Consider the following 23,492-nt stretch of genomic DNA (forward strand, 5'->3'; position numbering starts at 1 on the left):
CTTACTCCCCCTCCAGTACCTCCAGCACGTCCTGCTGGGGATGCTCCAGTTCCACCGCCTCGATCTTGCGGAAGCGGTCGCTGATCTTCTTGCTGGTGGTATGCACGTCCAGCGCGTCATCGTGCGCCAGGCGGATATGGTCGGCGAGCTTCTTCATGCGTGTGTCGAAGCGCTCGAATTCCTTGCCCAGCTTGTTCAGGGCGTCCTTGATGATGTGCACCTGCTTGCGCGTTTCCACGTCCTTCATCACCGCGCGGGCGGTGTTCAGCACCGCCATCATGGTGGTGGGCGAGACGATCCACACCCGCTTGCTCATGGCGTAATCCACCACTTCCGGGTGATAGGCGTGGATTTCGGCGAACACCGCCTCGGCCGGAATGAACATCACCGCGCCGTCGGAGGTCTCATTGGCGATGATGTATTTGCTCGCAATGTCGTCCACATGCTTGCGCACGTCCGCCTTGAACTGCCTCTGCGCTACAGTGTGGTCGGCCTCGCTGACGCCCTGCGTGAACATCCTGTGATAGTTCTCAAGAGGAAACTTGGAATCCACCCCCACCGTGCCGGTCGGCTCGGGCAGGAACAGGGCGCAATCCACCCGGCTGCCATTGGACAGCGTGTACTGCATGGCATACATGGTGGGCGGCAGGATGTTGCGGATCAGGTTCTCCAGCTGCACTTCACCGAAGGCGCCGCGCGAACGCTTGTCGCCCAGCAGCTCCTGCAGGCTGACGACATTGGTGGTGAGACCGTCGATCTTCTTCTGCGCCTCGTCGATGGTCGCCAGGCGCGCCATCACGTTGGCGAAAGTCTCGTTGGTCTTCTTGAAGCCCTCGTCCAGACGCTCCGTCACCTTGCCGCTGATCTGCTCCAGACGGCCATCCACGGTCTTGCTCAGGCCCTCGATGGTCGTCACCAGCTGCTGGGTGCTGTTCTTCATCGTGGTCTGGATCAGCTCCTGGTCCGCCCTGCCCTGCTCCGCCAGGGTCTGCATGGTCTTGGCGATCACCTCGGCGCGCATGGCGTCCTGCTTGCTTTGCAGTTGCACGCTCAGCTCAGCCAGTTGCTTCAGCAAGGCCTCGCGCGTCTGCGCCAGGCTGTCGTTCTGAGCCAGCTGCAGCGACTGCATGGCATCGCGCGTCAGTTTCAGTTCCTGTGCAACAATTTCGCGCAGGCGCTCGGAGCTTTCCAGCAAGGCATGATTCATTCGATCGCCCTGTTTCGCCAGACCATCGTGAAGATCCGTCAGCATGGCGCGGTGTTTCTCTTCCATGACCTGCGCAAGATAATCCGGCAGTTCGTGCTGCGAACGGGTCAGCCCGCCGAGCTTGATGCCAACCCACAGCGAGGCCAGCAGAATAAAAATTATCAGTACGGCAATCAGAATTTCGAGCATGTTTTTCTCCCTGCGCGGGAGTATAGCGCAGAGAAGCGCCGATTTATTCCGCCACCCCGTCATTGCGAGCGCAGCGAAGCAATCTCTATCTGGCAAATCAACAGACTACTGATTACTTCGCTACACTCGCAAAGACAGCTTACTCAGGCGTAATCATCGATCTGATGATCATCCTGGCGTGAGTTTTCCGGAGAGGGGTTTGGAATGGGCTTGCGCGGGCGCTTCTTGTGCAGCTGGTCTTCCCAGTATTCCATGGGTTTGGAGCTGCCATGATCGGGGTGAAGGGGGAAAGAGTGCTCCAGGCCACCGACCGGATCATCGGCGGCGAAATACAGGCGATCTTGCGCGTGAGTAAAAAAGGGGTTGCTGTCCAGCATGTCTTACGCCCCAATTATGGGCCGTAGGCCTGGGAAATCTTGCGTTCGGCGCCCATGCTGCCGAGCAGCGCCTTCAGTTCATCCTGCCAGGCCAGGGCAAGAGCAGTGCATTCGGCATCCTTCTCCAGAATGGCCCCGATCAGACCGGCCACCTGATCCGCCACTTCATCTGGAATCGCGCCTTGCGCGGCATCCGCCATCAGTTCGGACAGCACCGCAGCACGTTGCTGCTCCAGTTCGACCAACTCATCCCACTGCCCTTGCCGGGCAGTTTCCAGCATCTTCCCGGCGAGTAGCGCCACGGCTTCGTAGCGCTGCACTATCCAGGCTGAGCGAGTCATCTCAGGCCTTGCCGTAGCTCATCGAGGGGCGGGCGGATATTGCGGGCTGCTCCACGGGCGGCGCAACCGCCTGGACTTGCTGTCCGATCTTCTCCCACGCACCCTTGAGTTCGCCGAGCAATCGCGACACCTCATCCAGCCCATCCACATCATTGCTGATATTCGCCATCAACAGCCGGCCGCCCATGTATTCGTACAATGCTTTCAGGTTTCTTGCCAGCTCACCACCCGCCTCTTCGTCCAGGCTAACCTTGAGGCCCTCGTCGATAATGGCGATGGCCTTGGAAATGGACTCACCCTTGGCGGCAACGTTACCCTGCTGCATATATGCCTTGCCACGCAGAACAGCCAGAATCGCCGCATCAAACAACATCATGACCAGCTTGTGCGGACTGGCGTTGGCAATGCTGGTCTCGACTCCCGCCCTGGAGTAGGCATTCAGTGCGCTATGGGACATGGCATTCATTTTATTTTTTCTCCGGAATCAATCAGCTACTTGCCCCTGGCAAGTTGGCCAATTGTTGCGTCAGGTAATTGCTGGTCTGGGTCATGCTGGCGATCAGCGTATCCAGTGCGGTGAATTGCTTGCGATAACGCTCTTCGGTCAGAATCAGGCGCTGCTGGATCGACTCGCTCTGCTGCGTGATGCTTTTGATTGAAGCGTTCAGGCCATCTGTGCGGTTTTCGATCAGACCATCCGTCTCCACCATGCTCCCGGCCGCCGTATCGATCGCGCCACCATAAGCCGCCACCAGATTGGCGACACCGCCAAAGTTTCCCGAGATTGCCGCATCCAGCTTGGCAGAATCAACTTTCAGCGTACCATCTTTCTGCATGGCCACACCAATATCCGAAAGCCGCTGCAGCGAAGTGCCAGAAAGTTCGGAAGGCACGTGTCCAAGCAGATTCCGGAAAACGTTTTGCGCTGAACGGAGGGTGCTATCTCCAATCAGCGGACCACCCTGTTTGGTTGTGGCGTCATATCGCCCCAGGTCCGAGGCAACCTTGGCAAAATCGTTATATGCCTTGACCAGGGCGTTCACCCCTGCCGACAGGCCGGAGGTATCGCGTGCCACGGTCACGGAGGTTGTGCCGGTCGCCTTGAGCGAGATGGTCAGACCCTCAACCGCGTCGCTGATCGTGTTGCCACTACCCGTGATGCTGATACCGTTTATTTTCAATGCGGCATCGGCCGCCTCGTCACCCGCATTCTGGACCAGAGCGCCGGTATTGGTCGAGGGTTCATAATTGAGCGCCGCAATATCCCCGGTCACGCGCATGACGCTTGCAGTTCCTGTTTGATTGCTGGTCAGCGACAGGTAGCTGTCGCTGCCACTAGTCACTACAGTGGCCGTGATGCCGGTGTTAGCCGCATTGATCGCATCGCGCACACCCGCCAGGGTGGTGACGCTGCTGTCCAGGGCAATGGCAATGGAACTTGTGGAGGTAAACACGCCGCTCGAACCCACTCCGCCAGCAACGCTGCCGGTCTCGATGGTCATGGTACGGATACCGCTGCCAACACTTGGGTTGACGCCTGAAGTCAGTCGCTGCGCCTTGGCCAGGGAGGTCACCTCAAGCGAGTAGGTGCCACCCACTGCGCTGGACGAAGCCGAGGCCGAAGCGATGGCCGTGTCGGTCACCGTGGTTTTGTAAGAGGTGAATTTTTCCGTCGCCGTGACGCCAGTAGCGGGCACCAGGCCGGCGCCAGCAGTTTGCAACGCGGAAATGGCGCCCTTGAGAGAGCCAAGAGCGGAAATTTTTTCCTGAAATACGGCCTCTTTCTGGGCCAGCAGGGTCAGTGGACGCTGCTCGATCTGCATCAACTGGCTGACGATGCTGTTGACGTCGAGATTGGAACCGATGCCGGGGGAAGAAAGCGCCATGATGATTATCCTGCCTGGATGTTAATAGTAATATTATCGGCTTAAACAAGGCATTCTTGAAATCTGATATTGATTAATCCCGCCAACACATGAAAGTGACAATGCTCTTCAAGCCTTATCCTGCACCAGCAAGCCTTGCAACTGATCAAACGCCTTGGCGATAGCCAGAACTTCCTCTGAAGGAAACTGACGGATCACTTCCTTGGTGTCGGTGTCGACCACTTTCACCACATCGATGCCGGTTTCCTCATCCACGGTAAATTGCAGATTGCTCGCCATCATTCTCATGGCCTGATTGAGCTTCTCTGTCGCCTGCTTGAGAGAGGATGGATTCACTGTCTCCTTGGCTGCCTGCACCGCCTTGGATGGCAACTCAACCGCAGCACTGGAAGTCTTGACAACATCTGGCACCACTACTCGTTGCGTGCCCGCCTCACCCTGCGTGGATGAGCTGAAAACATTGGAACCCACTTGAGAGATCTGCATCACATTCTCCTCTTAACGGAAAAAATCCTGATCAGAAGGCCGCCCCTGACCAGGATTACTATTCCCTAACTTGACGCTTAACGCAACAGGGTCAGCACGTTGTTGGGCAACGCATTGGCTTGTGCCAGCATCGCCACACCAGCCTGTTGCAGGATCTGGTCACGAGTCATGTTGGCGGTTTCAGCCGCGAAGTCCGCGTCACGGATACGGCTACGGGCAGCGGAGATGTTTTCCGACGTCGACTGCAGGTTGGAAATTGTCGCTGCAAACCGGTTTTGCACTGCACCCAGATCGCCACGAATGCTCGATACGGTCTTGAGCGCGGCATCCATCACGGCGATGGCGCTGTTGGCGCCAGCGACGGTGCTGATGTCGACTGCGCTGACCAGGGATTGGGAAGAACCCACGGAAGTGTCGGCAGCCCCCTCAAGAATGCTGCCAGCCGTATCCGCGATGTTGGAAGATACCGAGAACGAATTGTTGGAATCGAACTCCACATAGCCCGAAACGGTTGTGCTATCAACAACGCCACCATCAACAAGCGTTTCAGGATCAACAGCAGCCCCTGCGGCATTGACGGCCGATACCGTAATGTCCTCACCGGCAGTCGAATGGTTAAAGTCCTGGATCTTGACGTCCTTGCCGTCCGCCTGGGTCAAGGTCAGGGTACCGCCACTCACAGAAGCGCTGACGCCGGTTGTGCCAGTCACCTTGTTGATCTCGGTGGACAGGGCGCTCAAGTCGGTGGTTGTTACCGCTGCGGAGATCGTTGCCGTGCTGCCGCCGCTACCCAGGGTCAGAGTCACCGTGCCGTCTGAAGACAGGGCGCTGAGTTGGGCGCTGTTATAGGCACGCGCTGTTACCCCGGTACTGCCTTCCTTGGCATTCACGGAATTGGCAATGGTATAGGCACTGTCACCAACAGACACCGAAACCGTCGAAGTGCCCAGGGTGCCGGATACTGTCAGGGTTTGTGCGGCGATGGTATTCGCGCCCGAGGTTGCACCGAGAGTCGTAGACGACGTACCCTGATCCACATCGATACTTACCGCATTTACATAGTTGTTCGCCAGGTGGGTGGTGCTTGCACCGGCCACCGTCACGCTGATGGTCTGGTTGGCGTTGGCGCCGACCTGGAACTGTTGCGCGCTGAACGAGCCATTCAACAGCTTGAGGCCGTTAAATTCAGTAGTGTTGGCGATACGGTCGATTTCCTGCTTCAGCTGGTTGACCTCGGATTGCAGCGCGGCGCGATCGGAGGCGCTGTTGGTGGCGTTGGCGGACTGAAGGGCCAGTTCGCGAATACGCTGCAGCGCGTTGCCGGTTTCAACCAGCGCGCCCTCTGCAGTCTGGGCCAGGGAAACACCGTCGTTGGCATTACGTGATGCCTGGTTCAGGCCGCGAATCTGCGATGACATGCGCTCGGAAATTGCCAGACCTGCCGCATCGTCCTTGGCGCTGTTGATGCGCAGACCGGAGGACAGGCGCTGCAGGGACTGGTTCAGCGAGCTCTGCGAGGTATTCAGGTTGCGCTGCGCGTTCAGCGAGGCGATGTTGGTGTTGATGACTTGAGCCATTTTGTTTCTCCTTCAAGCTGTTTTAAGGAATTCTCGCGGCGGCGAGTGTTTAGTTTGTTCCGCCGTCATGTTCATTAGCGGTGGGGGAGAATAAAACTTTAGTAATTTTCTTTTTTCTTTTTTCCCGCTGGCCGGAAATAGTCAGTGTTGTCGTAAAAAACGGGGCTTTCATTTTCGCTCCACCACCCCGGAACGCCCAGTAATGGCACGGGGGTAAGGGCTTGGCTGGAAAGCCGTCCGGCCGCGGCGAAATGATCCGCCAGCAATAGATCAACAGTCTGGATTTGCGCTTCAGGGGGCAGGTCAAAAAACGCTTGCTCAACTTTTATCAGCAAGCCTTTTCCGGTGAACCCGATATATGGCTTGAGCGCCTTTTCATACAATGAATGTCCGAAGATCACGAACTTCATTCTCTTTGTGACTTCCTGCCGCCGCTCACAGAACAGTTCCTTCCAGCGAAAATCCCTGATCAGGCCAGCCAGTTCGTCCTCCGCATGCAGCACCACGATGCCGCTTTCATCGAACAGGGTCAGGGCATCCTGGGTTTTTCCACGGTTTCCCTCTCCGCCCTGGGAGATGGCCTCGAAATGGCGCGCATTGATCGCCGCCTTGGTGCGCGGAAATGCCAGCCACACCAGCGCATTGAAGAGGTCGTGCCAGTTTTCCGTGCGGGTCTGCACTTCGCCGTTGAGATAAATACGCGTCTCGTATCTATCTTCCATGCGGGCCGGCTTGCCTGCCTGGGAAACGAAGCGCAGCGCGGCGCCGCTGGCGGTATAAATGGGTGGATCGAGCAGCGCGTTGTACTCTGCCAGCGTGGGCCAGCGGCCGAGTTTCGCCAGGGCGGCTCCCACGCCGCGCAGCGGCTCGAACATGGGGGATGAGTCGAGGAAATTTGGCTGCCATTCATCCATGACGGTCAAGGCAGGCGAAATACACCACGGGGTCGGGTTGCGTGCGGTTGCGCTGCGCCTGCCAGATCATCTCCCCCAGGCATTCCATGAGCTGGTGCTGGGCGTGATGCGGGTCGCCGCTGTGCTTCAACAGTTTCTGATAGCGCCCCTTGATGCCTGGCGGCTGATCGATGGAGAGTTGTTCTCCAATGGCAAGGTGCAGGCTGAGATGCAAAAACGGGTTGGTCTCACCCTGCTCGGGCAGGTAATCCTGATCCAGGTAGCGATCCGGGTCATTCAGCAGGGTGTGATATTCCGGATGTTGCAGCAGAATTTCCAGCGTCATGCTTTCGAGCGCGCTCAAGGGCTGGTGCTGACGGTATTTATGCCAGGTGTCGAAGAGAAACTGGCGCGCTTGATCGCGGTTAGGGTTAAACATGGCGAAACAATCCTAACACGGCTGCGTATTGAAACAGCTGGTTGTGGCCGTTGAAGGGCGCAAATTCGCCATTGCCGTAAAAGCCGATCAGGGGCATGCCGGGAAAACGCTTTTTCATGATCTGCAAATCCAGGTCCACGCCACCATAGAAATAGGGTCCGCGCCCCATGCAGGGGAAGCATAGGCCGAAATCGGGCATGCCCTGCAAGTCCTGTTGCAGCGTTTCCGCCATGAGCCGCATGTCACTTTCGGCAGCCAGTGGCTGGCGCATGGCCCAGAACAGTTGTTCGCCGGGCGCCGGGCGAACCGACAGGGTAACCGAGCCCTGCTGTGGATCGACAGCGATGATGGGCGCCGAACGGAAACGCCCCTCTGCAATCGCCGTGGCAGGGTCGCCATAAGTGATGCCGGCCATGACGAGATGCAGCGGCAGCTTTTCGCCGTCACGCAACTCCAGCGGCAGCTCGCGCATCAGCACGTTGAGCGCGGGCTGGCCCGCCAGCGTTTGCACGTCGAAATCATTTGAGCGGGTAATCTCGAACGGTTGCTGGCTCAGGGGGCGGATGCCCTGTGACACGCCCACCACGCCCCGCGCACCCTGGATGCGGACTTCGCAGCGCCCGGCCTGCGCCACCCTGCCGCCCTGCCAGACACAAAAAGGGCCCTGCCCGGTGGCATCGCCGGACACTCCGCCGAAGCGCTGACCGGGCTTGTCCAGCCATTCGGTATGAATGGCGTTGGGGGCCGCCAGGGTGAGCAGCAGGTCTTGCTCAGCGTGCGCCGGCAGCAGGCTGATGCCCGCGCCAAACACCATGGCAGCGGCGGCTGGAGCATCCAGAACCCAATCCTGATCGGTAAAAATGCCAGCGGCACTGCAACCGACGATCTGGGTGCAGCTTGCCGCCCGGGCGGCGGCTCGCAGCGCGGGCCGGGGATCGCGGGCGAATTCCGGAGTAAGAAACAGCAGCACGCTGCTGGCGATGGTGAGGCCCGCTTTTTCCATCGCATCAGAAACCGCCTGATAGGCCAGATCTTCGCTGGCAGAGGGGTGGGTGGCGAGGCCGGTGGCGACTTGCATGATTTTAAGCTCAATACTGTTTACTTAATGAGGCTACATGTAGGTTGGGTTAGCGGCCTTATCGCGCTTGTCCTCGGGTGATCTGGCCGGGGATAACCCAACAAACCCAAATATTCAAAACCGTTTTTTAAAAGGGAAGATTGGGTCTGTTGGGTTACGGCGCGAAAAGCCGCGCCTCTTGTACTCGGGCGCTTTAGCCGGGTGAACCCAACCTACATGACTGCTTTTCCCTGGTTCAAACCGGACTCTTGCCCTTATATTCGCACAGGTCGCGGATCAGGCATTCGCCGCACAGGGGCTTGCGCGCTTTGCACACGTAGCGCCCGTGCAGGATCAGCCAGTGGTGGGCATCATGCTTGAACTGCGGCTCGATGGCCTTGAGCAGCTTCTTTTCCACTTCCAGCACAGTCTTGCCCGGCGCCAGGCCGATGCGGTTGGCGACGCGGAAGATGTGCGTATCCACGGCGATGGTGGGCTGGCCGAAAGCGGTGTTGAGAATGACATTGGCGGTCTTGCGCCCCACACCGGGGAGTTTTTCCAGCGATTCCCTGCTGGATGGCACCTCGCCGCCATGCTGCTCCAGCAGGATGCGGCAGGTCTCGATCAGGTGCTTTCCCTTGCTGTTGTACAGTCCGATGGCGTTGATGTATTCCTTCAACTCTTCCAGACCCAGATCGAGCATGGCCTGCGGCGTATTGGCCACGGGGAACAGCCTGGCGGTGGCGAGATTCACGCCCTTGTCGGTTGCCTGTGCCGAGAGCAGCACCGCCACCAGCAGTTCAAACGGCGTGCGGTAAACCAGTTCGGTGGTGGGATGCAGATTGCCGGCTCGAAAGCGGGTGAATATTTCCCGGCGCCTGGCAGCGTTCATGGGCGAGCCGGATCATGCAGCAACGGTTGCTGCCTGTGGAGCCTGAACCGGTTCGGCCCTGGCCGCCTTGCGCTGATCAAGCCAGTTCTTGCCGGCAATCAGCAGACCCAGACCAATAAAGGCGCCGGGCGGCAATATGGCGAGCAGGAAGCCGTGGTAATCGGGAATCACGGTAATTACCCAGGCCTTGGCGGATTCGCCAAAAGCCAGGTCGATCCCGGACAGTAGCGTGCCTTTGCCAAGAATCTCGCGCATCCCGCCCAGCACGGCTAGCGTCAGGGTCAGACCCATACCGACCATGAAGCCGTCCACCATGGAGGGTAGAACCGGATTCTTGGAGGCAAAGGCTTCGGCGCGGCCCAGCACGTTGCAGTTCACCACGATGAGCGGCACGAAAATGCCCAGCACCAGGTACAGCGGCTGCATGAAGGCATTCATGGACAGATCGATGATAGTCACCAGCACGGCAATGATCAGGATGTACACCGGGATGCGGATTTCACGCGGAATCCAGTTGCGCACCAGCGACACGATGCCATTGCTGAAAGCCATTACCATGACGGTGGCAATGCCCAGCCCAACACCGTTGACCACGGTGGTGCTCACGGCGAGCAAGGGACACAGGCCGAGCAACGCCACGATACCGGCGTTGTTCTTCCACAGGCCGTTCCAGATGATTTCCTTGTAGTTCACGTCGCTCATTTTGCTTGTTCCTGTGCGGGCGGGGAGAAGACCTTCTCGCGATTGGCGGAATACCACAACAGCGCCTTGTGCACGGCCTTGACCACCGCCCGCGGCGTGATCGTCGCACCGGTCATGTAGTCGAACTGGCCGCCGTCCTTTTTCACTTTCCAGTCCTTGGACGGATATTTGTCCAGCGAAGTGCCATCAAAGCCCTTGATCCAGTTGCTCCTGGCAATTTCGATGTAATCACCTAGGCCGGGGGTTTCCTTGTGCGCTACCACGCGCACGCCGGAAATTTCACCATTCGACTTGATGGCAACGAGCAATTTGATTTTCCCCGCATAGCCGTCAGCTGCGACTGCCTCAAGCACCAGCGCCGCAGGCTGGCCATCCTTCAGCGCGCGATAAACCAGGGCCGGTTCGGCCGTGCCGAGTTCGGGCACGGCTTGCAGTTCAGCCGCATCCCTGATGATGTCGTTATCGTACAGTGCGGGCGGCAGGATCTGGGCGATCAGCGCCAGCTTGGCCTTTTTCTCGCTCGCCGCGATGTTGTCCTTGGTGGCGCCATAGGTCAGCGCCAGCAGGGTCGTACCGACCAGGGCGAAGCCGGCCAGCACCATGGCCAGCTTGACGGAATGGCGGGTATAGGAACTCATTCCTTACCTCCCTTGAACCATTTTCCGGCATGGCCGAATACGCGCGGCTGGGTGTAGGCATCAATCAGCGGCACCGCCGAGTTGAGGAACAGCACGGCAAACGCCACGCCATCCGGGTAGCCGCCAAACACACGGATGACATAAGCACTGACACCGATCCCCGCGCCAAAAATCAGTTTGCCCAGCAGCGTGGTGGGGCTGGTGACATAATCGGTGGCAATGAAAAAGGCGCCCAGCATGGTGCCGCCGGCGAATAGGTGGAACAGCGGCGATGCATACTGGCTGGAATCAAAAAGATAAAACAAACCGGCAGTGCCGAACATCGCGCCCAGGAAGGACAGCGGAATGTGCCAACTGATGATGCGCTGCTGCCACAGGAACAAGCCTCCGAGCAGGTAGAACAGCGCAATGATTTCCGTCCCCTTGCCACTGAGCGTGCTGAAAATTTCCGCGGACTGGATCTCGCCCACGAGACGATCGAGGTGAAGCTGGGTTTTCAGCGTATCCAGCGGCGTGGCCATGGTGATCGCATCGAGCCTGGCACCCGGCGGCAGCGCGCCGCCAAACATGAAATCCATCTGCTGGGCAAAACTCCAGTGGCTTTGTGCCAGCACATCCGGTGCCGGCCAGTGCGTCATGTGCGCGGGGAAGGAAATCATCAGCGCGGCGAAGCCCACCATGGCCGGGTTGAAAAGATTATTGCCCAGGCCGCCATAAAGGTGCTTGGCTATCAGAATGGCGAACACCGTGCCCACCACCACCAGCCACCATGGCGCCAGGGGAGGCATCGAGAGCGCCAGCAGCCAGGCCGTCACCAGCGCGCTACCATCGAGCAGATAAACGCGCAGCGGGTAGCGGCGCAGATGCAGCACCGCCGCTTCGGTGGCCAGCGCGGTAACACTGGCCAGCGTGATGCTCACCAGGATGGCGGGGCCGAAAAAATACACGTAAACGGCGATGGCCGGCAGCAAGGCGGCCAGCACCTTGAGCATGATGACGTTGACGGCGGATTTATCAGCCACTAGCGGTGAGTTCATGCCATTCCTGATACAGGGTTGTCTTTGCGAGCAAAGCGAAGCAATCTCGCTTGCGGCTCATATCCAGAAACAGATTGCTTCGCTGCGCTCGCAATGACCATTGGGATAAACACTGAAATCCGGCCCATCATGCGCCCTGCCCTGCATCGGTTTTCTGAGCCGCCACATCATGTTCCGCGGCTTCCCTGGCGTGCGCTCGCAGCTCGTCAATCTCTTCAATTTTTGCCTGTGCTTCAGGCGGCAGGCCATCCACATTCTGCGGCTGCACCGCGGCCTTTTTGGCCTTGGCGCGCTCGATGGCCGCCTGGATCGCCGCCTTCCTGGCGGCGGCTGCGGCATCATCGCCGCCCTCTGCGGCGCTACCTGCCTTGGCCGCCGCTTCAGCCGCCTTGGCCGCATGCCTGGCGGCCTTCTCCTGTTTTTCCCGCTCCTGGCGGAATTCACGGAATTCATGGCGTTCCCGCGCATGGCCGGAGGCTTTTCTTTCCTTTTCCTGCGCGGCAATCTCGCTCTTGGCGAAACGGTAGAACTGTACCAGCGGAATGTGGCTTGGACAGACGTAGCTGCAGCAGCCGCACTCGATGCAATCGAACAGCTTGTATTCCTGCGCCTTGTCGAAATTCTTTGCCTTGGAAAACCAGAACAGCTCCTGCGGCTGCAAATCGGCCGGACAGGCCTGGGCACAGCGGGTGCAGCGGATGCATGGCATGGCACGCGGCAAGGGCGGGAAAAGCGCTTTCGAGGTAGCGATAATGCAGTTGGTACCCTTCACCACCGGCACGCTCAAGTCTGTCAATGGCAGACCCATCATCGGCCCGCCCATGAGATAGCCGGTCGTGTCCGCCTTCGGCCCGGCCAGTTTCGCCAGCTCGCCAATCGGCGTGCCGATCAGCACTTCGTAATTGCGCGCTTCAGCCATGTTGCCGGTTAGCGTCACCAGGCGGGAAATCACCGGCTCACCGTGGTTGATCACACGGTGCATGGTGTAAACCGTGGCGACATTGAAGCATTGCACGCCGATCTTGGGTGCCAATGCACCGCTAGGCACTTCCTTGCCGGTCAGGAGTTTGATCAGCTGCTTGGCGCTGCCGCTGGGATAGAGCACCGGCACCGCCACCACTTCGCAGCCGGTCCCCTGGCAGGCGGCCTGCATGGCGGCAATGGCCTCGGGCTTGTTGTCCTCGATGCCGATCAGGACCTCCCTGGCACCCATGGCGTGTTGCGCGATCATGATGCCCTGCACCACTTCGGCCGCGCGCTCGCGCATCAGCATGTCGTCGCAGGTGATATAGGGCTCGCATTCGGCGGCATTGATCACCAGCGTTTCCAGGCTGCTGGCGTTGAGCTTGACGTGACTGGGAAACACCGCCCCGCCCAGCCCCACCACGCCCATGTCCTGCAAATGCTGGCGCAGCCGGGCGGGATCGAGGGCGCGATAATCCATGGCCTGGCGCTCGATCCAGCGTTCCTCGCCATCGGTTTCCAGAACGATGGCGAGATCAGGCAGGCCGGAAGGATGAGGCGCAGGCAGCATTTCGATGGCCACCACGCGGCCTGAGCTGGGCGCATGAATTGACGATGAAATATAGCCTTCCGCGGCGCCGATCATCTGGCCTTTCAGCACCTGGTCGCCTGCCGACACCACCGCTTTGGCCGGACTGCCGCTGTGCTGCCGCAGCGGAACGACCAGACGCGCGGGCAAAGGCGCGACGGCAACGCCCAAGCGCGTTGATTCGCTCTTGTGCTCGGCCGGATGGATACCACCGTGGAAAGGGTAAAGCGTTCTCATGCCCCAGCCTCGACGACATTCCTGGCATCACTGATCGGATAGACCGGATATTGCCATTTCCAGCCGCTCATCCCCTCGTTCACCGGCACCATGGCGATGCAGTCCACCGGGCAAGGCGGCAGACACAGCTCACAGCCGGTGCACTCCGCAGCAACGATGGTGTGCATCTGTTTCGCCGCGCCGACGATGGCGTCCACCGGGCAGGCCTGGAAGCACAGGGTACAGCCGATACAGGTCTGCTCGTCGATAAAGGCGACCTGCTTTGGCTTGTCCGCGACGTGTCCGGCAGCGAGAGGCTGCGGATCCACGCCAAGCAGATCGGCAAGACGCAACATGGTGGCCTCGCCACCAGGCGCGCACAGATTGATCGGGGTATTGCCGGCGCCGATGGCTTCCGCATACGGCTTGCAGCCGGGAAAACCGCACTGGCCACACTGGATCTGCGGCAGGATGGCATCCACCTTTTCCACCAGCGGATTGCCTTCCACCTTGAATTTCAGGGAAGCGAAGCCGAGCACCGCGCCTAACACCACGGCCAGACCCAGCATTACCAGAAGCGCACTGAGCATTAAAACTTCACCAGTCCGGAGAACCCCATCGAGGCGATACTCATCAGCCCCGCCGTGACCATGGCGATGGCGGAGCCCTTGAACGGCAGGGGCACATCCGCGCCTTCCAGGCGCTCGCGCATGGCAGCGAAGGTGATCAATACCAGGGCAAAACCGATTGCACCGCCAAAACCGAAGAACAGGGATTCAATGAAATTGTGGTTTTCCTGCACATTCAGCAGAGGAATACCCAGCACGGCACAGTTGGTGGTAATCAGCGGCAGGTAAATACCCAGCACCTGATACAACACCGGGCTGGTCTTGTGAATGAACATTTCCGTGAACTGCACAATGCTGGCAATCACGATGATGAACGACAAGGTACGCAGATAAATCAGCTCCGGTCCGAGCAGGTACTGGTTGATCAGGTAGCTGGCCCCAGAAGCCAGTGTGAGCACAAAAGCGGTGGCCATACCCATCCCGATCGCCGCGCTCAGCTTCTTGGAAACGCCCATGAACGGGCACAGGCCAAGCATTTTGGCGAGCACGATGTTGTTCACGAACACCGTGCCGATCAGGATCAGAAAATAGTTTTCCATGGGGGGACATCAAAGTGGGCGAGGCAACAGGCGAGATTATCGTCCGCACCAACGGATGTTGCAACCACTACACCAGCGAGGACATCGCAGCCAGCGCCGGAATGCGTCAGGAGAACAGGGACTGCCACCAACGCCTGCGGCCCGCGGGAACGATGCCCTTGGGCTGTATTTCTGCCGGAGGCTGGATACTCATCACCCACCCCGGCAAGGGTGGCGGGTTCTTTCCTGACCCACAGGACGAGCCAAGATTGTTGGGATCGTAGATCTTGATCAGTGCAGGATGCTCCAGATTATCGGCATACACGATGGCACAATAATCTTCCTTGTGATCACGCCGCAGGAGGGCATCGATTTCCTGAATAAAGTGGCTCACCGCTTCACCGGAAGCTGGCTCAAGCGGCACCGGTTCGCCAATGGCATAGAGGTGCCAGCCAGCATCCGGGTCAATCCTGTCCCAGAATTCGGCCAGTTGCTGCCACGACATGAGGCTGTAAAAAGTTCCTAAAAATGCGGTCTTGAAATCCGACATGAACTGGCCCGCCCCGGAAAAACTGAAAAGATGCTGCGAATGATGCCGGGTGCGTCCAAATTCAACGACGCTCAAACCGGCAGCCAAATTGGCTATTGATGCGGCTCGAATTATCCGGCACAGCAGGCACTTAAGCCTTCATTGAAGACAAGCTGCCAAAATTATTTGGCGACTTGTTTCTCTCGCAACTCATCAAGCGTCTTGCAGTCGATGCACAGCGTTGCAGTGGGGCGTGCTTCCAGGCGTTTCAGGCCGATTTCCACACCGCAGCCCTCGCAGTAGCCATAATCGCCGGCTTCGATCTTGCCGATGGTTTCATCGATTTTCTTGATCAATTTGCGCTCGCGGTCGCGATTACGCAGCTCCAGCGCCATGTCGGATTCCTGGCTGGCGCGGTCATTGGGGTCTGCAAACAGAGTCGCTTCATCCTGCATGGTATGAACGGTGCGGTCGATGTCCTGGCTCAGCTCGCCTTTCCAGTCCTCGAGAATTTTGCGAAAATGTGCGAATTGATCGGGGTTCATATACTCTTCCCCTTTTTTTGGTTCGTAAGGGGTGAACTGCTTGTGTATTTCTGCGGACATGTGCGCTCTACTCTTCTTTTCGATTAATGCAAAACCGCTTTAATAACAGATAATTTTATTAACCGCAAGTTTACCCAATATTCGACAGGAGACAACAAATTGGCTTTGCAGGCATTGATTTTTGACGTGGACGGCACACTCGCCGACACCGAGCGCGACGGTCATCGCGTGGCATTCAACCTGGCTTTCCGCGAATTCGGACTGGATTGGGACTGGGATGTAGAGCTGTATGGCAAACTGCTGGCCGTCACCGGCGGCAAGGAGCGCATCCGTTATTTCGTTGAAAGCTTCCTCGAAGGCTACGTCAAGCCCGCCGGCTTCGATGAGTTGGTCGCCAGCCTGCACAAGACCAAGACCCGCCACTACACCGAAATGCTCAGCGGAGGACTCATTCCTGTACGCCCCGGCGTCAGGCGCCTGCTGGAAGAAGCGCGGCAAAGCGGGTTGCGTCTGGCCATCGCCACAACCACCACGCCCGATAACGTGACCGCCCTGCTCAATTACAGCCTGGGAAAAGGCGCCGAAGACTGGTTCGAGGTCATCGCGGCCGGAGATATCGTTCCGGCCAAGAAACCTGCACCGGATATCTATTTCTGGGCGCTGGAAAAGCTCAAACTGAGCTCCGCCGAGTGCCTCGCCTTCGAAGACTCCGAAAATGGACTTAAATCCAGTTTGGGTGCCGGCCTGAAAACACTGGTGACCATTAACGACTATACCGCTGACCATGACTTCGAAGGTGCGCTAGCCGTTCTGAGCGACCTGGGAGAACCGGGTAATGCCTGCCAGGTATTCCACGGCAACATGCGCGGGCGTGGCTATGTGGACGTCCCCCTGCTCAGGCAATGGCATGAGGCCGGTTCGAAAATATAGAGTCCAGCGAGTCAGGCTGGAAACAGGCTTGCATGATATCGCGGCATGAATGCTGCGGGAGACAGACTGCTGGGGCCTGTTATAATCGCTGACTTTTTTACGCCATCCAGACCATGACCCTTCAAGAAGAAATCAAGCGCCGCCGCACCTTCGCCATTATTTCCCACCCTGACGCGGGTAAAACCACACTGACTGAAAAAATGCTGTGGTTTGGTGGCGCAATTCTGATGGCGGGTGCGGTACGGGCGCGAAAATCCGACCGCCACGCGGTTTCGGACTGGATGGAACTGGAAAAGCAGCGCGGCATCTCGGTGACTTCCTCGGTGATGCAGTTCCCCTACCGCGAATGCATCATCAACCTGCTCGACACCCCCGGTCACGAGGACTTTTCCGAGGATACCTACCGTACCCTGACGGCAGTGGATTCCGCGGTCATGGTGATCGACTCGGTCAACGGCGTGGAAGCCCAGACCATCAAGCTCCTCAACGTCTGCCGCCTGCGCGACACCCCCATCATCACCTTTATCAACAAGCTCGACCGCGAGGGCAAGGAACCCATCGAACTGCTGGATGAAATCGAGTCAGTGCTGCAAATCCAGTGCGCCCCGATGACCTGGCCAATTGGCATGGGCAAGCGTTTTCGCGGCACTTACCACCTCTACAACGACACCGTTTCGGTGTTCGACTCCAAGGCCGAGAAAGGCACTGCAGAAATCATCCAGGGCCTGGACAACCCGCGCCTCGACGAACTGATCGGCGATCAGGCAGAGGAACTGCGCATCGATATCGAACTGGTGCGCGGCGCGTCCCATACCTTCGACCGCGAAGCCTATTTGAGCGGCAAGCAATCGCCGGTATTTTTCGGCTCGGCCATGAACAACTTCGGCGTACAGTCCCTGCTCGATGCCATAGTCGAACTCTCCCCTGCTCCATTGCATCGACCGGCGCAACCCCGCAGCGTCGAACCTGACGAACCAAAATTCTCCGGCTTCGTATTCAAGATCCAGGCCAACATGGACCCCAAGCACCGCGACCGCATCGCTTTCATTCGCATCTGCTCCGGCCGCTTCGACCGTGGCATGAAAATCAAGCAGGTATCAAGTGGCAAGCTGGTTACGGTGGGTAACGCCATCACCTTCATGGCGCAGGATCGCAACACCACAGACGAAGCATTTGCCGGCGATATTATCGGCGTACCCAACCATGGCACCATCCATCTGGGCGATACTTTCACCGAGGGTGAGGACCTCAAGTTCACCGGAATTCCTTCTTTCGCCCCCGAAATTTTCCGCCGGGCACAGATAAAGAATCCTCTAAAGATGAAGCAGTTACAGAAGGGTCTTCAACAGCTTGCTGAAGAAGGAGCGACGCAGCTCTTTCGCCCCATCAACTCCAATGATCTGATCCTGGGCGCCGTCGGCATGCTGCAATTCGATGTGGTCGCCCATCGCCTGCAATATGAGTATGGTGTAGATGTCCAGTTCGAACATTTCGACGTCGCCACGGCGCGCTGGCTGCGCGGCAGCGATCTGGAATTGAAAAAGCTGGTGGACAAGCATGGCTTCAACGTTGCGCTGGACGGTGCCAACGAGTATGTCTACCTGGCGCCCAACAGGGTCAACCTCAATCTTGCGCGGGAACGCTTTCCGGAAGTTGAATTTCTCGAAACGCGGGAAATCGCCTGACCTATTTCTGCGCCCGGAAATCAACTGCGCCCAGGTCTCCGTACAAGGCTGAAAGCAAGTCCAGCCGGGTCAGGATTCCAGTCAGCCGCCCTCCCGCATCCGTGATGGGCAGATGATTAATCCCCTTTTCGGCAAAGATCAGGAAAGCCTCCGTCAGCGTCCTGTCCTCTGTCAGCGTGATGACCGGCGCACTCATGATGCGTTCCGCGGGGGTTAGGGTTTTCTTGCGCCGCAAAAAGAACTGCATCCGCTGCGTAATACTGTCACACATACGCCAGTCCGCCATTTTGAGAAAATCCACCACGGAAACCATGCCTACCAGTTGGTTTTCCTGGTTGACCACTGGCATACCGCGAATGGCATGTTCGCGCATCAGTCTCCATATTTCCTGTAATTCTGTGTCGGGCTGAATGGTCACGACTCCGCGCGTCATGATTCGGCCCAGCGTGATTTTTCCCATACCCCGCTTATGGGCGTGGAGTGTTGCGAGTGAATAAATACGGGTCAGATCCTCGCCACTGACATCAATAAAGCCCCCCATGTCGCCCAGGGCCGAAACCAGATCATCCCGGTTGAAACCCAACTTGACTGGCGCAGCCGCTTTCGCTGCTGAAGTCTCGCCCTTGCCTGCCATGGATTGGTGAGTGGGATAGCGGCGGCCGGGAATCAGCTTGTTAACCAGCAGAGCCACGCCGAGCAGTATGGCTACATTCACCAATACCGGCATGACCAGAAAGTGATAACCCAGCTCGTGAATTTTCTGGTCACCGATCACGGTGAGCAAGGCGGTCGCGCCACCCGGCGGATGCAAGCAGCGCAGATAGTACATCGCACTGATCGACAGGCCGACAGACAAACCCGCCGCCCAATAAATATTGGGCACATACATGGCACAGGTAACACCGATGAGCGCAGAAAAGAAATGGCCTCCGGCAAAGGCCCAGGGCTGGGAAAGCGGGCTATGGGGCGCACCAAGCAGCAGTACCGTGGAAGCACCCATGGAAGCGAGCATGAAAGGCAGTGTCACCCCACCAATCGCATAGTGAGCAACCAGTGTAGTCAGCAGGATGGCAAGCACCCCGCCAGCTCCGGAAATCAGGCGTTCACGGTGAGTAACATTGGCTTGTTGCGGAAACAGGCGGGAAAAAATGGCGGCAATAGTCACTCGCGCACTATGCCGTATTCACCCCCGCATCATAACCCCCCCGAATGGGCTACAGTCTGATCACTCTAATGGCTACGAAAGCCACGACCGTTCACATTCGAGGTGAATCAGAAATTAGTGTTCGCCCTTGGTACGGAGCAGTCCAGCCATGCGGTTTCCCTGCTTCTGCGGTCCACCCTTGGGAAAAATCGCGTGCAGGTAGTGGTTATTTCCGCGTTCCTTGCCCCACATCTCGGTAAAGTGCTTGATCATGTTACGCACCTGGGCCTGAACCGAATGCTCCTGGTAGTATTCCCGCAGATAGCGGATCACATCCCAATGTTCCTCGGTCAACACCAGTTCTTCCTGCTTGGCCAGAGCGACGGCGAAGTCCTCGGACCATTCGTCGAGATTCCGGATATAACCTTCCGAATCAGTCTCGATTTCCTTGCCATTTACAAGTAAATATCTGCTATGAAATCCCATGTGATTTCCCCCTTACAATAAAGCAGGTCTTTGATTTTTAGTAATTACACAACATTTTAACGCGCTTCAGAACGGTCGAAAACTCCGCCTACAACGTATCAACATATGCCGCCAGGTTGACAATGTCTTCGTCGGATAATTCCTTCGCCCATGGCGCCATCAGATTGGTCATTGGCCCCACATGATAGCCGCTGCGGTACAGCCTCAGCATCATTTCGATCCTTTCCGCGCCCCGGCCGGCAATGGCCGGCGTAAACTTGCCACCATGACCGGTACGGTGATGGCACAAGCGGCAAATGGATTCGTATTTGATCATGCCGGCACGCACCTTGGCGCCGTGAACAGGGTCGGCAGCTTCCAGCCTTGCCACTTTGGCCAGGTCCGGGCCTTTGCGATTTTCTGCGTCACCACTCTGGATAATCGCCTGCAACGAAAAGTGCACGCCAACGATAACGGCGACCACCAAAGCGAGCCAACTGAACTTACGCAACATGCAGGCACCTTTTCCAGATCACGGTCCGGTCAAATCCAATACTTGAATCAATCATGGCGATAAGAAAAAAAAGTGCTGCCACCCAGGGGGTGGCAGCAAGCTCTGTTTGGCAAACGCTTACCGTGCAGCGAAACGGCGCTTGGAACGCACGATCTGGTAAGAACGTGTCAGATAACCAAACGGCGCGCTCCAGATATGGACCAAACGAGTGAACGGGAACAGCAGGAACAGCGTCATGCCGAATGTCAGGTGCAGTTTGAACACCATTTCAACATTGGCTATCAGTTCCGGCTTCGGGCTGAACAGCACAACGCTCTTGGCCCATTGCGCCATGGCCATCATGGTATCAGCACTGCCCAGCGAAGCGTGATGGGCTGTGGTGAAGGTGGTGGCCAGACCGAACGTCAGGGTGATCAGGATCCAGAACAGGATGAAGATATCCGACGTGCGGCTGGTAGCGCGAACGCGTGGATTGGTCAGACGGCGGACCAACAGCATCACGCCACCAATCATGCACAGGATGCCGAGGAAGCCACCACCGTACATGGCGATGCTTTGCTTGCCCAGGGAGGACAAACCGATAGTTCCCCAGATAGCGTAAGGCGCCAGCAACCCGACCAGATGGCCGCAGAAAATACCGATAATACCGATATGGAACAGATTGCTGGACAGACGCACGCCCCCCGTGGAGAGCAGTTGACTGGACGCACTTGTCCAGCCGTACTGTTCACGGTCAAAACGCACCCAACTACCGATAAAAAATATGCTTAGGCAGACATAAGGAAAAATGCCAAAAAGCAGATTGTTCAGGTTAAAAAGATCTTCGTTCATTTCATTCCTCCTTAAGCAGCAATACAGGCCGGTGTGGCACGGTTCTTGATGATGGCAACCAGAGGCGCATAGGGACTATTGGCCTTGGTAAGGTTATCTGACAATACTGTCAGAACCTTGCTGGCGTCAGACAAAAACGCCCTTGCTTCTTCATCATCCTGCATCGCAACAAATTCAAGAATCAGCGGCAGATAGTCAGGCAACTCGTTTGTCATCTGCTTAACGCCGTAATCCTTATACAATTCACCCAGATCGATCAGTGCCGGGCCGCGGTTTTTGTCATTATCATCACCGAAAAAATGATGAGTCAGATGCAAACTGTGTTCTGGCGTGAGGTCGAAAGTCTTGACGTAGTCCTCCTGAATCAGGATGGGATCACCCTTCTCCAGCCAGGACACGAATTTTTTCACCTCGGCCCATTCAACCACGTCAGTGTCGACCGTCTCGTCCAGCAATTTCTTGATGGCCGGCAGATTGTCGAAAAGCTCCTGATCGGGATATTCCAGCAAAGCCGATAATATTTTGTAGATTTGCATGATTTCTCCTATTTTCACTTATCTGCAGACGGAGCCAGTTCGGAAGGTTCCATCGACTCCTTGCGGCGGCGAGGGAACATGGAGATCTTGCTGATGCCGGTCGAAGAGCTATTTCCAAAGGTAAAGCCGTTCTGGCCCTGGAAGCCGTGCGCGTCATCCAGGCGCTCTTCTTCATGGCCGGTCGGGATCACATAGCGATCTTCATAATTGGCAATGGCCAGGTAACGGTACATTTCCTTGGCCTGATCTTCAGTAATGCCCGCAGCATCCAGGGACCGGGTATCTGCAACGCCTTCAACATGCACCGAGCGCTGGTAGCTGCGCATGGCAATGAGGCGGGTCAGAGCGCTGACAATCGGCGCTTCCTTGCCAGCGGTGAGCAGATTGGCAAGATATTTGACCGGGGTGCGCATCGTTCCAGCCTGTGGAATCGCCCCGTCCGGACCGACCGGCAGGTTGCCCTGATCGATCTGGGACTGTACGGGAGAGAGTGGCGGCACATACCAGACCATCGGCAGAGTGCGGAACTCGGGGTGCATCGGGAACGCGATTTTCCAGTCAATGGCCATTTTGTAGATTGGCGATTTCTGCGCTGCGATGATCCAGTCCTCATTGATACCTTCGGCACGGGCTGCTTCAATCACCTTCGGATCGTTTGGATCGAGGAAAATCTTGCACTGCGCTTCATACAGATCCTGCTCATTCTGCGTGCTTGCCAGTTCTTCGATGCGGTCAGCGTCATAGAGCATGATGCCGTTGTAGCGGATGCGGCCCACGCAGGATTCGGAGCAGACCGTCGGCATGCCGGATTCAACGCGCGGGTAGCAGGCGATACACTTCTCGGCCTTGCCGGATTCCCAGTTGTAGTACACCTTTTTGTACGGGCATGCGCTCATGCAGAAACGCCATCCACGGCACTTGTCCTGATCAACCAGCACGATGCCATCTTCTTCGCGCTTGTAAAGCGAGCCGGATGGGCATGCTGCAACACAGGCCGGATTCAGGCAGTGGTTACAAATGCGCGGCAGATACAGGTTGAAGGTGTTCTCGAACTGGCCCAGCATGTCCTTCTGGATGTTATCCAGGTTCTTGTCCACGCTGCGCTTGGCGAATTCACCAGCCAGGTCGTCTTCCCAGTTCGGTCCCCAGGTGATTTTCTCGATGGGGTCGCCGGTGATCATCGAAAGCGGACGAGCTGTCGGCGCGGCTTCGGACAACGGCGCGTTTTGCAAACGGGCATAGTTGTAGGTGAACGGCTCGTAGTATTCGTCAATCTGCGGCAGATCCGGGTTGGCGAAGATGTTCAGCAGCTTGGAAGCCCTGCCGCCGGATTTCAGTTCCAGCTTTCCGTCAGCCAGCTTCCAGCCGCCTTTCCATTTTTCCTGGTTTTCCCACTGCTTGGGGTAACCGATGCCAGGCTTGGACTCGACGTTATTGAACCAGACATATTCCACGCCCTTGCGGTTGGTCCAGGTGTTCTTGCACGTCACCGAGCAGGTGTGGCAACCGATACATTTGTCCAGATTGAACACAAACGCAAATTGTGCACGTATTTTCATGTTTTTCTCCTGTGAGGGGTGAGGAGTGAGGAGTGAGGCGTAACACCCCATCCACCACTTCACCCGTTTCCTTTCTATTTCTCATCTCGAGGGGTAAGGCGAGGGTTTACCCCTCACT

At 57.5% G+C, this 23,492-nt stretch carries 27 protein-coding genes; 2 read left to right on the forward strand and 25 right to left on the reverse strand.

What is annotated here, in order from left to right:
- Window position 1: 1 nt before the first annotated feature.
- The 19 genes from rmuC to dksA form a co-directional block, all read right to left on the reverse strand.
- Complete coding sequence (rmuC, locus tag WC392_08685) at window positions 2–1,396, reverse strand: DNA recombination protein RmuC (GenBank protein MFA5242431.1); 1,395 nt, start codon at window positions 1,394–1,396, stop codon at window positions 2–4.
- Between the two features lie 143 nt (window positions 1,397–1,539).
- Window positions 1,540–1,773 carry a hypothetical protein gene (locus tag WC392_08690; GenBank protein MFA5242432.1) on the reverse strand — a complete coding sequence of 78 codons (234 nt, stop codon included), beginning with the start codon at window positions 1,771–1,773 and terminating at the stop codon, window positions 1,540–1,542.
- A gap of 14 nt (window positions 1,774–1,787) precedes the next feature.
- Window positions 1,788–2,114, reverse strand: a complete 327-nt coding sequence (locus tag WC392_08695; protein ID MFA5242433.1) for a flagellar protein FliT — start codon at window positions 2,112–2,114, stop codon at window positions 1,788–1,790.
- Between the two features lies 1 nt (window position 2,115).
- Window positions 2,116–2,580 carry a flagellar export chaperone FliS gene (gene fliS / locus WC392_08700; GenBank protein ID MFA5242434.1) on the reverse strand — a complete coding sequence of 155 codons (465 nt, stop codon included), beginning with the start codon at window positions 2,578–2,580 and terminating at the stop codon, window positions 2,116–2,118.
- A gap of 22 nt (window positions 2,581–2,602) precedes the next feature.
- Window positions 2,603–4,000, reverse strand: a complete 1,398-nt coding sequence (gene fliD, locus WC392_08705; GenBank protein MFA5242435.1) for a flagellar filament capping protein FliD — start codon at window positions 3,998–4,000, stop codon at window positions 2,603–2,605.
- A gap of 108 nt (window positions 4,001–4,108) precedes the next feature.
- On the reverse strand, window positions 4,109–4,486 hold the full coding sequence (locus WC392_08710) for a flagellar protein FlaG (protein ID MFA5242436.1): 378 nt from the start codon (window positions 4,484–4,486) through the stop codon (window positions 4,109–4,111).
- Window positions 4,487–4,563: 77 nt separating this feature from the next.
- Window positions 4,564–6,063 (reverse strand): flagellin, encoded by a 1,500-nt coding sequence (locus WC392_08715; GenBank protein MFA5242437.1) that lies wholly within the window; start codon window positions 6,061–6,063, stop codon window positions 4,564–4,566.
- Between the two features lie 98 nt (window positions 6,064–6,161).
- Complete coding sequence (locus WC392_08720) at window positions 6,162–6,977, reverse strand: DUF3025 domain-containing protein (protein MFA5242438.1); 816 nt, start codon at window positions 6,975–6,977, stop codon at window positions 6,162–6,164.
- On the reverse strand, window positions 6,970–7,395 hold the full coding sequence (locus WC392_08725) for a DUF1841 family protein (protein ID MFA5242439.1): 426 nt from the start codon (window positions 7,393–7,395) through the stop codon (window positions 6,970–6,972). The genes WC392_08720 and WC392_08725 overlap by 8 nt, the downstream gene beginning before the upstream one ends.
- Complete coding sequence (locus WC392_08730) at window positions 7,388–8,473, reverse strand: FIST C-terminal domain-containing protein (protein ID MFA5242440.1); 1,086 nt, start codon at window positions 8,471–8,473, stop codon at window positions 7,388–7,390. Before WC392_08730 ends, WC392_08725 begins: the two co-directional genes overlap by 8 nt.
- Window positions 8,474–8,708: 235 nt before the next feature.
- Window positions 8,709–9,344: an endonuclease III gene (gene nth / locus WC392_08735; protein ID MFA5242441.1), complete on the reverse strand. Its 636-nt coding sequence runs from the start codon at window positions 9,342–9,344 to the stop codon at window positions 8,709–8,711.
- Between the two features lie 12 nt (window positions 9,345–9,356).
- Window positions 9,357–10,046, reverse strand: coding sequence for an electron transport complex subunit E (locus WC392_08740; protein ID MFA5242442.1), 690 nt, complete (start codon window positions 10,044–10,046; stop codon window positions 9,357–9,359).
- Window positions 10,043–10,684: an electron transport complex subunit RsxG gene (gene rsxG / locus WC392_08745; GenBank protein MFA5242443.1), complete on the reverse strand. Its 642-nt coding sequence runs from the start codon at window positions 10,682–10,684 to the stop codon at window positions 10,043–10,045. The genes WC392_08740 and rsxG overlap by 4 nt, the downstream gene beginning before the upstream one ends.
- Window positions 10,681–11,721 (reverse strand): RnfABCDGE type electron transport complex subunit D, encoded by a 1,041-nt coding sequence (locus tag WC392_08750; GenBank protein MFA5242444.1) that lies wholly within the window; start codon window positions 11,719–11,721, stop codon window positions 10,681–10,683. Before WC392_08750 ends, rsxG begins: the two co-directional genes overlap by 4 nt.
- Window positions 11,722–11,848: 127 nt before the next feature.
- Window positions 11,849–13,510, reverse strand: a complete 1,662-nt coding sequence (rsxC, locus tag WC392_08755; GenBank protein ID MFA5242445.1) for an electron transport complex subunit RsxC — start codon at window positions 13,508–13,510, stop codon at window positions 11,849–11,851.
- Window positions 13,507–14,079, reverse strand: a complete 573-nt coding sequence (gene rsxB / locus WC392_08760) for an electron transport complex subunit RsxB (GenBank protein MFA5242446.1) — start codon at window positions 14,077–14,079, stop codon at window positions 13,507–13,509. The genes rsxC and rsxB overlap by 4 nt, the downstream gene beginning before the upstream one ends.
- Window positions 14,079–14,657, reverse strand: a complete 579-nt coding sequence (gene rsxA / locus WC392_08765) for an electron transport complex subunit RsxA (GenBank protein ID MFA5242447.1) — start codon at window positions 14,655–14,657, stop codon at window positions 14,079–14,081. The genes rsxB and rsxA overlap by 1 nt, the downstream gene beginning before the upstream one ends.
- Window positions 14,658–14,763: 106 nt before the next feature.
- Window positions 14,764–15,141: a hypothetical protein gene (locus WC392_08770; protein MFA5242448.1), complete on the reverse strand. Its 378-nt coding sequence runs from the start codon at window positions 15,139–15,141 to the stop codon at window positions 14,764–14,766.
- A gap of 206 nt (window positions 15,142–15,347) precedes the next feature.
- Window positions 15,348–15,770: an RNA polymerase-binding protein DksA gene (dksA, locus tag WC392_08775; protein ID MFA5242449.1), complete on the reverse strand. Its 423-nt coding sequence runs from the start codon at window positions 15,768–15,770 to the stop codon at window positions 15,348–15,350.
- Window positions 15,771–15,869: 99 nt separating this feature from the next.
- Here dksA and WC392_08780 point away from each other — a divergent pair, with 99 nt between their 5' ends.
- Window positions 15,870–16,640, forward strand: coding sequence for an HAD family hydrolase (locus tag WC392_08780; GenBank protein MFA5242450.1), 771 nt, complete (start codon window positions 15,870–15,872; stop codon window positions 16,638–16,640).
- Between the two features lie 113 nt (window positions 16,641–16,753).
- On the forward strand, window positions 16,754–18,325 hold the full coding sequence (locus WC392_08785; protein MFA5242451.1) for a peptide chain release factor 3: 1,572 nt from the start codon (window positions 16,754–16,756) through the stop codon (window positions 18,323–18,325).
- Window position 18,326: 1 nt separating this feature from the next.
- On the opposite strand, the gene WC392_08790 is transcribed toward WC392_08785, so the two are convergent.
- The 6 genes from WC392_08790 to narH form a co-directional block, all read right to left on the reverse strand.
- A complete protein-coding gene (locus WC392_08790) occupies window positions 18,327–19,490 on the reverse strand; it encodes an HPP family protein (protein MFA5242452.1) in 1,164 nt (387 codons plus the stop codon).
- 114 nt (window positions 19,491–19,604) lie between these two features.
- Window positions 19,605–19,955, reverse strand: coding sequence for a TusE/DsrC/DsvC family sulfur relay protein (locus WC392_08795; GenBank protein MFA5242453.1), 351 nt, complete (start codon window positions 19,953–19,955; stop codon window positions 19,605–19,607).
- A gap of 88 nt (window positions 19,956–20,043) precedes the next feature.
- Entirely contained in the window at window positions 20,044–20,448 is a 405-nt protein-coding gene (locus WC392_08800; GenBank protein MFA5242454.1) for a c-type cytochrome, read from the reverse strand.
- A 117-nt stretch (window positions 20,449–20,565) separates the two neighbouring features.
- Window positions 20,566–21,279, reverse strand: coding sequence for a respiratory nitrate reductase subunit gamma (gene narI, locus WC392_08805; GenBank protein ID MFA5242455.1), 714 nt, complete (start codon window positions 21,277–21,279; stop codon window positions 20,566–20,568).
- An 11-nt stretch (window positions 21,280–21,290) separates the two neighbouring features.
- A complete protein-coding gene (gene narJ, locus WC392_08810) occupies window positions 21,291–21,815 on the reverse strand; it encodes a nitrate reductase molybdenum cofactor assembly chaperone (protein ID MFA5242456.1) in 525 nt (174 codons plus the stop codon).
- Window positions 21,816–21,829: 14 nt separating this feature from the next.
- Window positions 21,830–23,374 carry a nitrate reductase subunit beta gene (gene narH / locus WC392_08815; GenBank protein MFA5242457.1) on the reverse strand — a complete coding sequence of 515 codons (1,545 nt, stop codon included), beginning with the start codon at window positions 23,372–23,374 and terminating at the stop codon, window positions 21,830–21,832.
- Window positions 23,375–23,492: the final 118 nt, after the last annotated feature.

The organism is Sulfuricella sp. (genome assembly GCA_041651995.1).
Taxonomy (GTDB): Bacteria; Pseudomonadota; Gammaproteobacteria; order Burkholderiales; family Sulfuricellaceae; genus Sulfurimicrobium.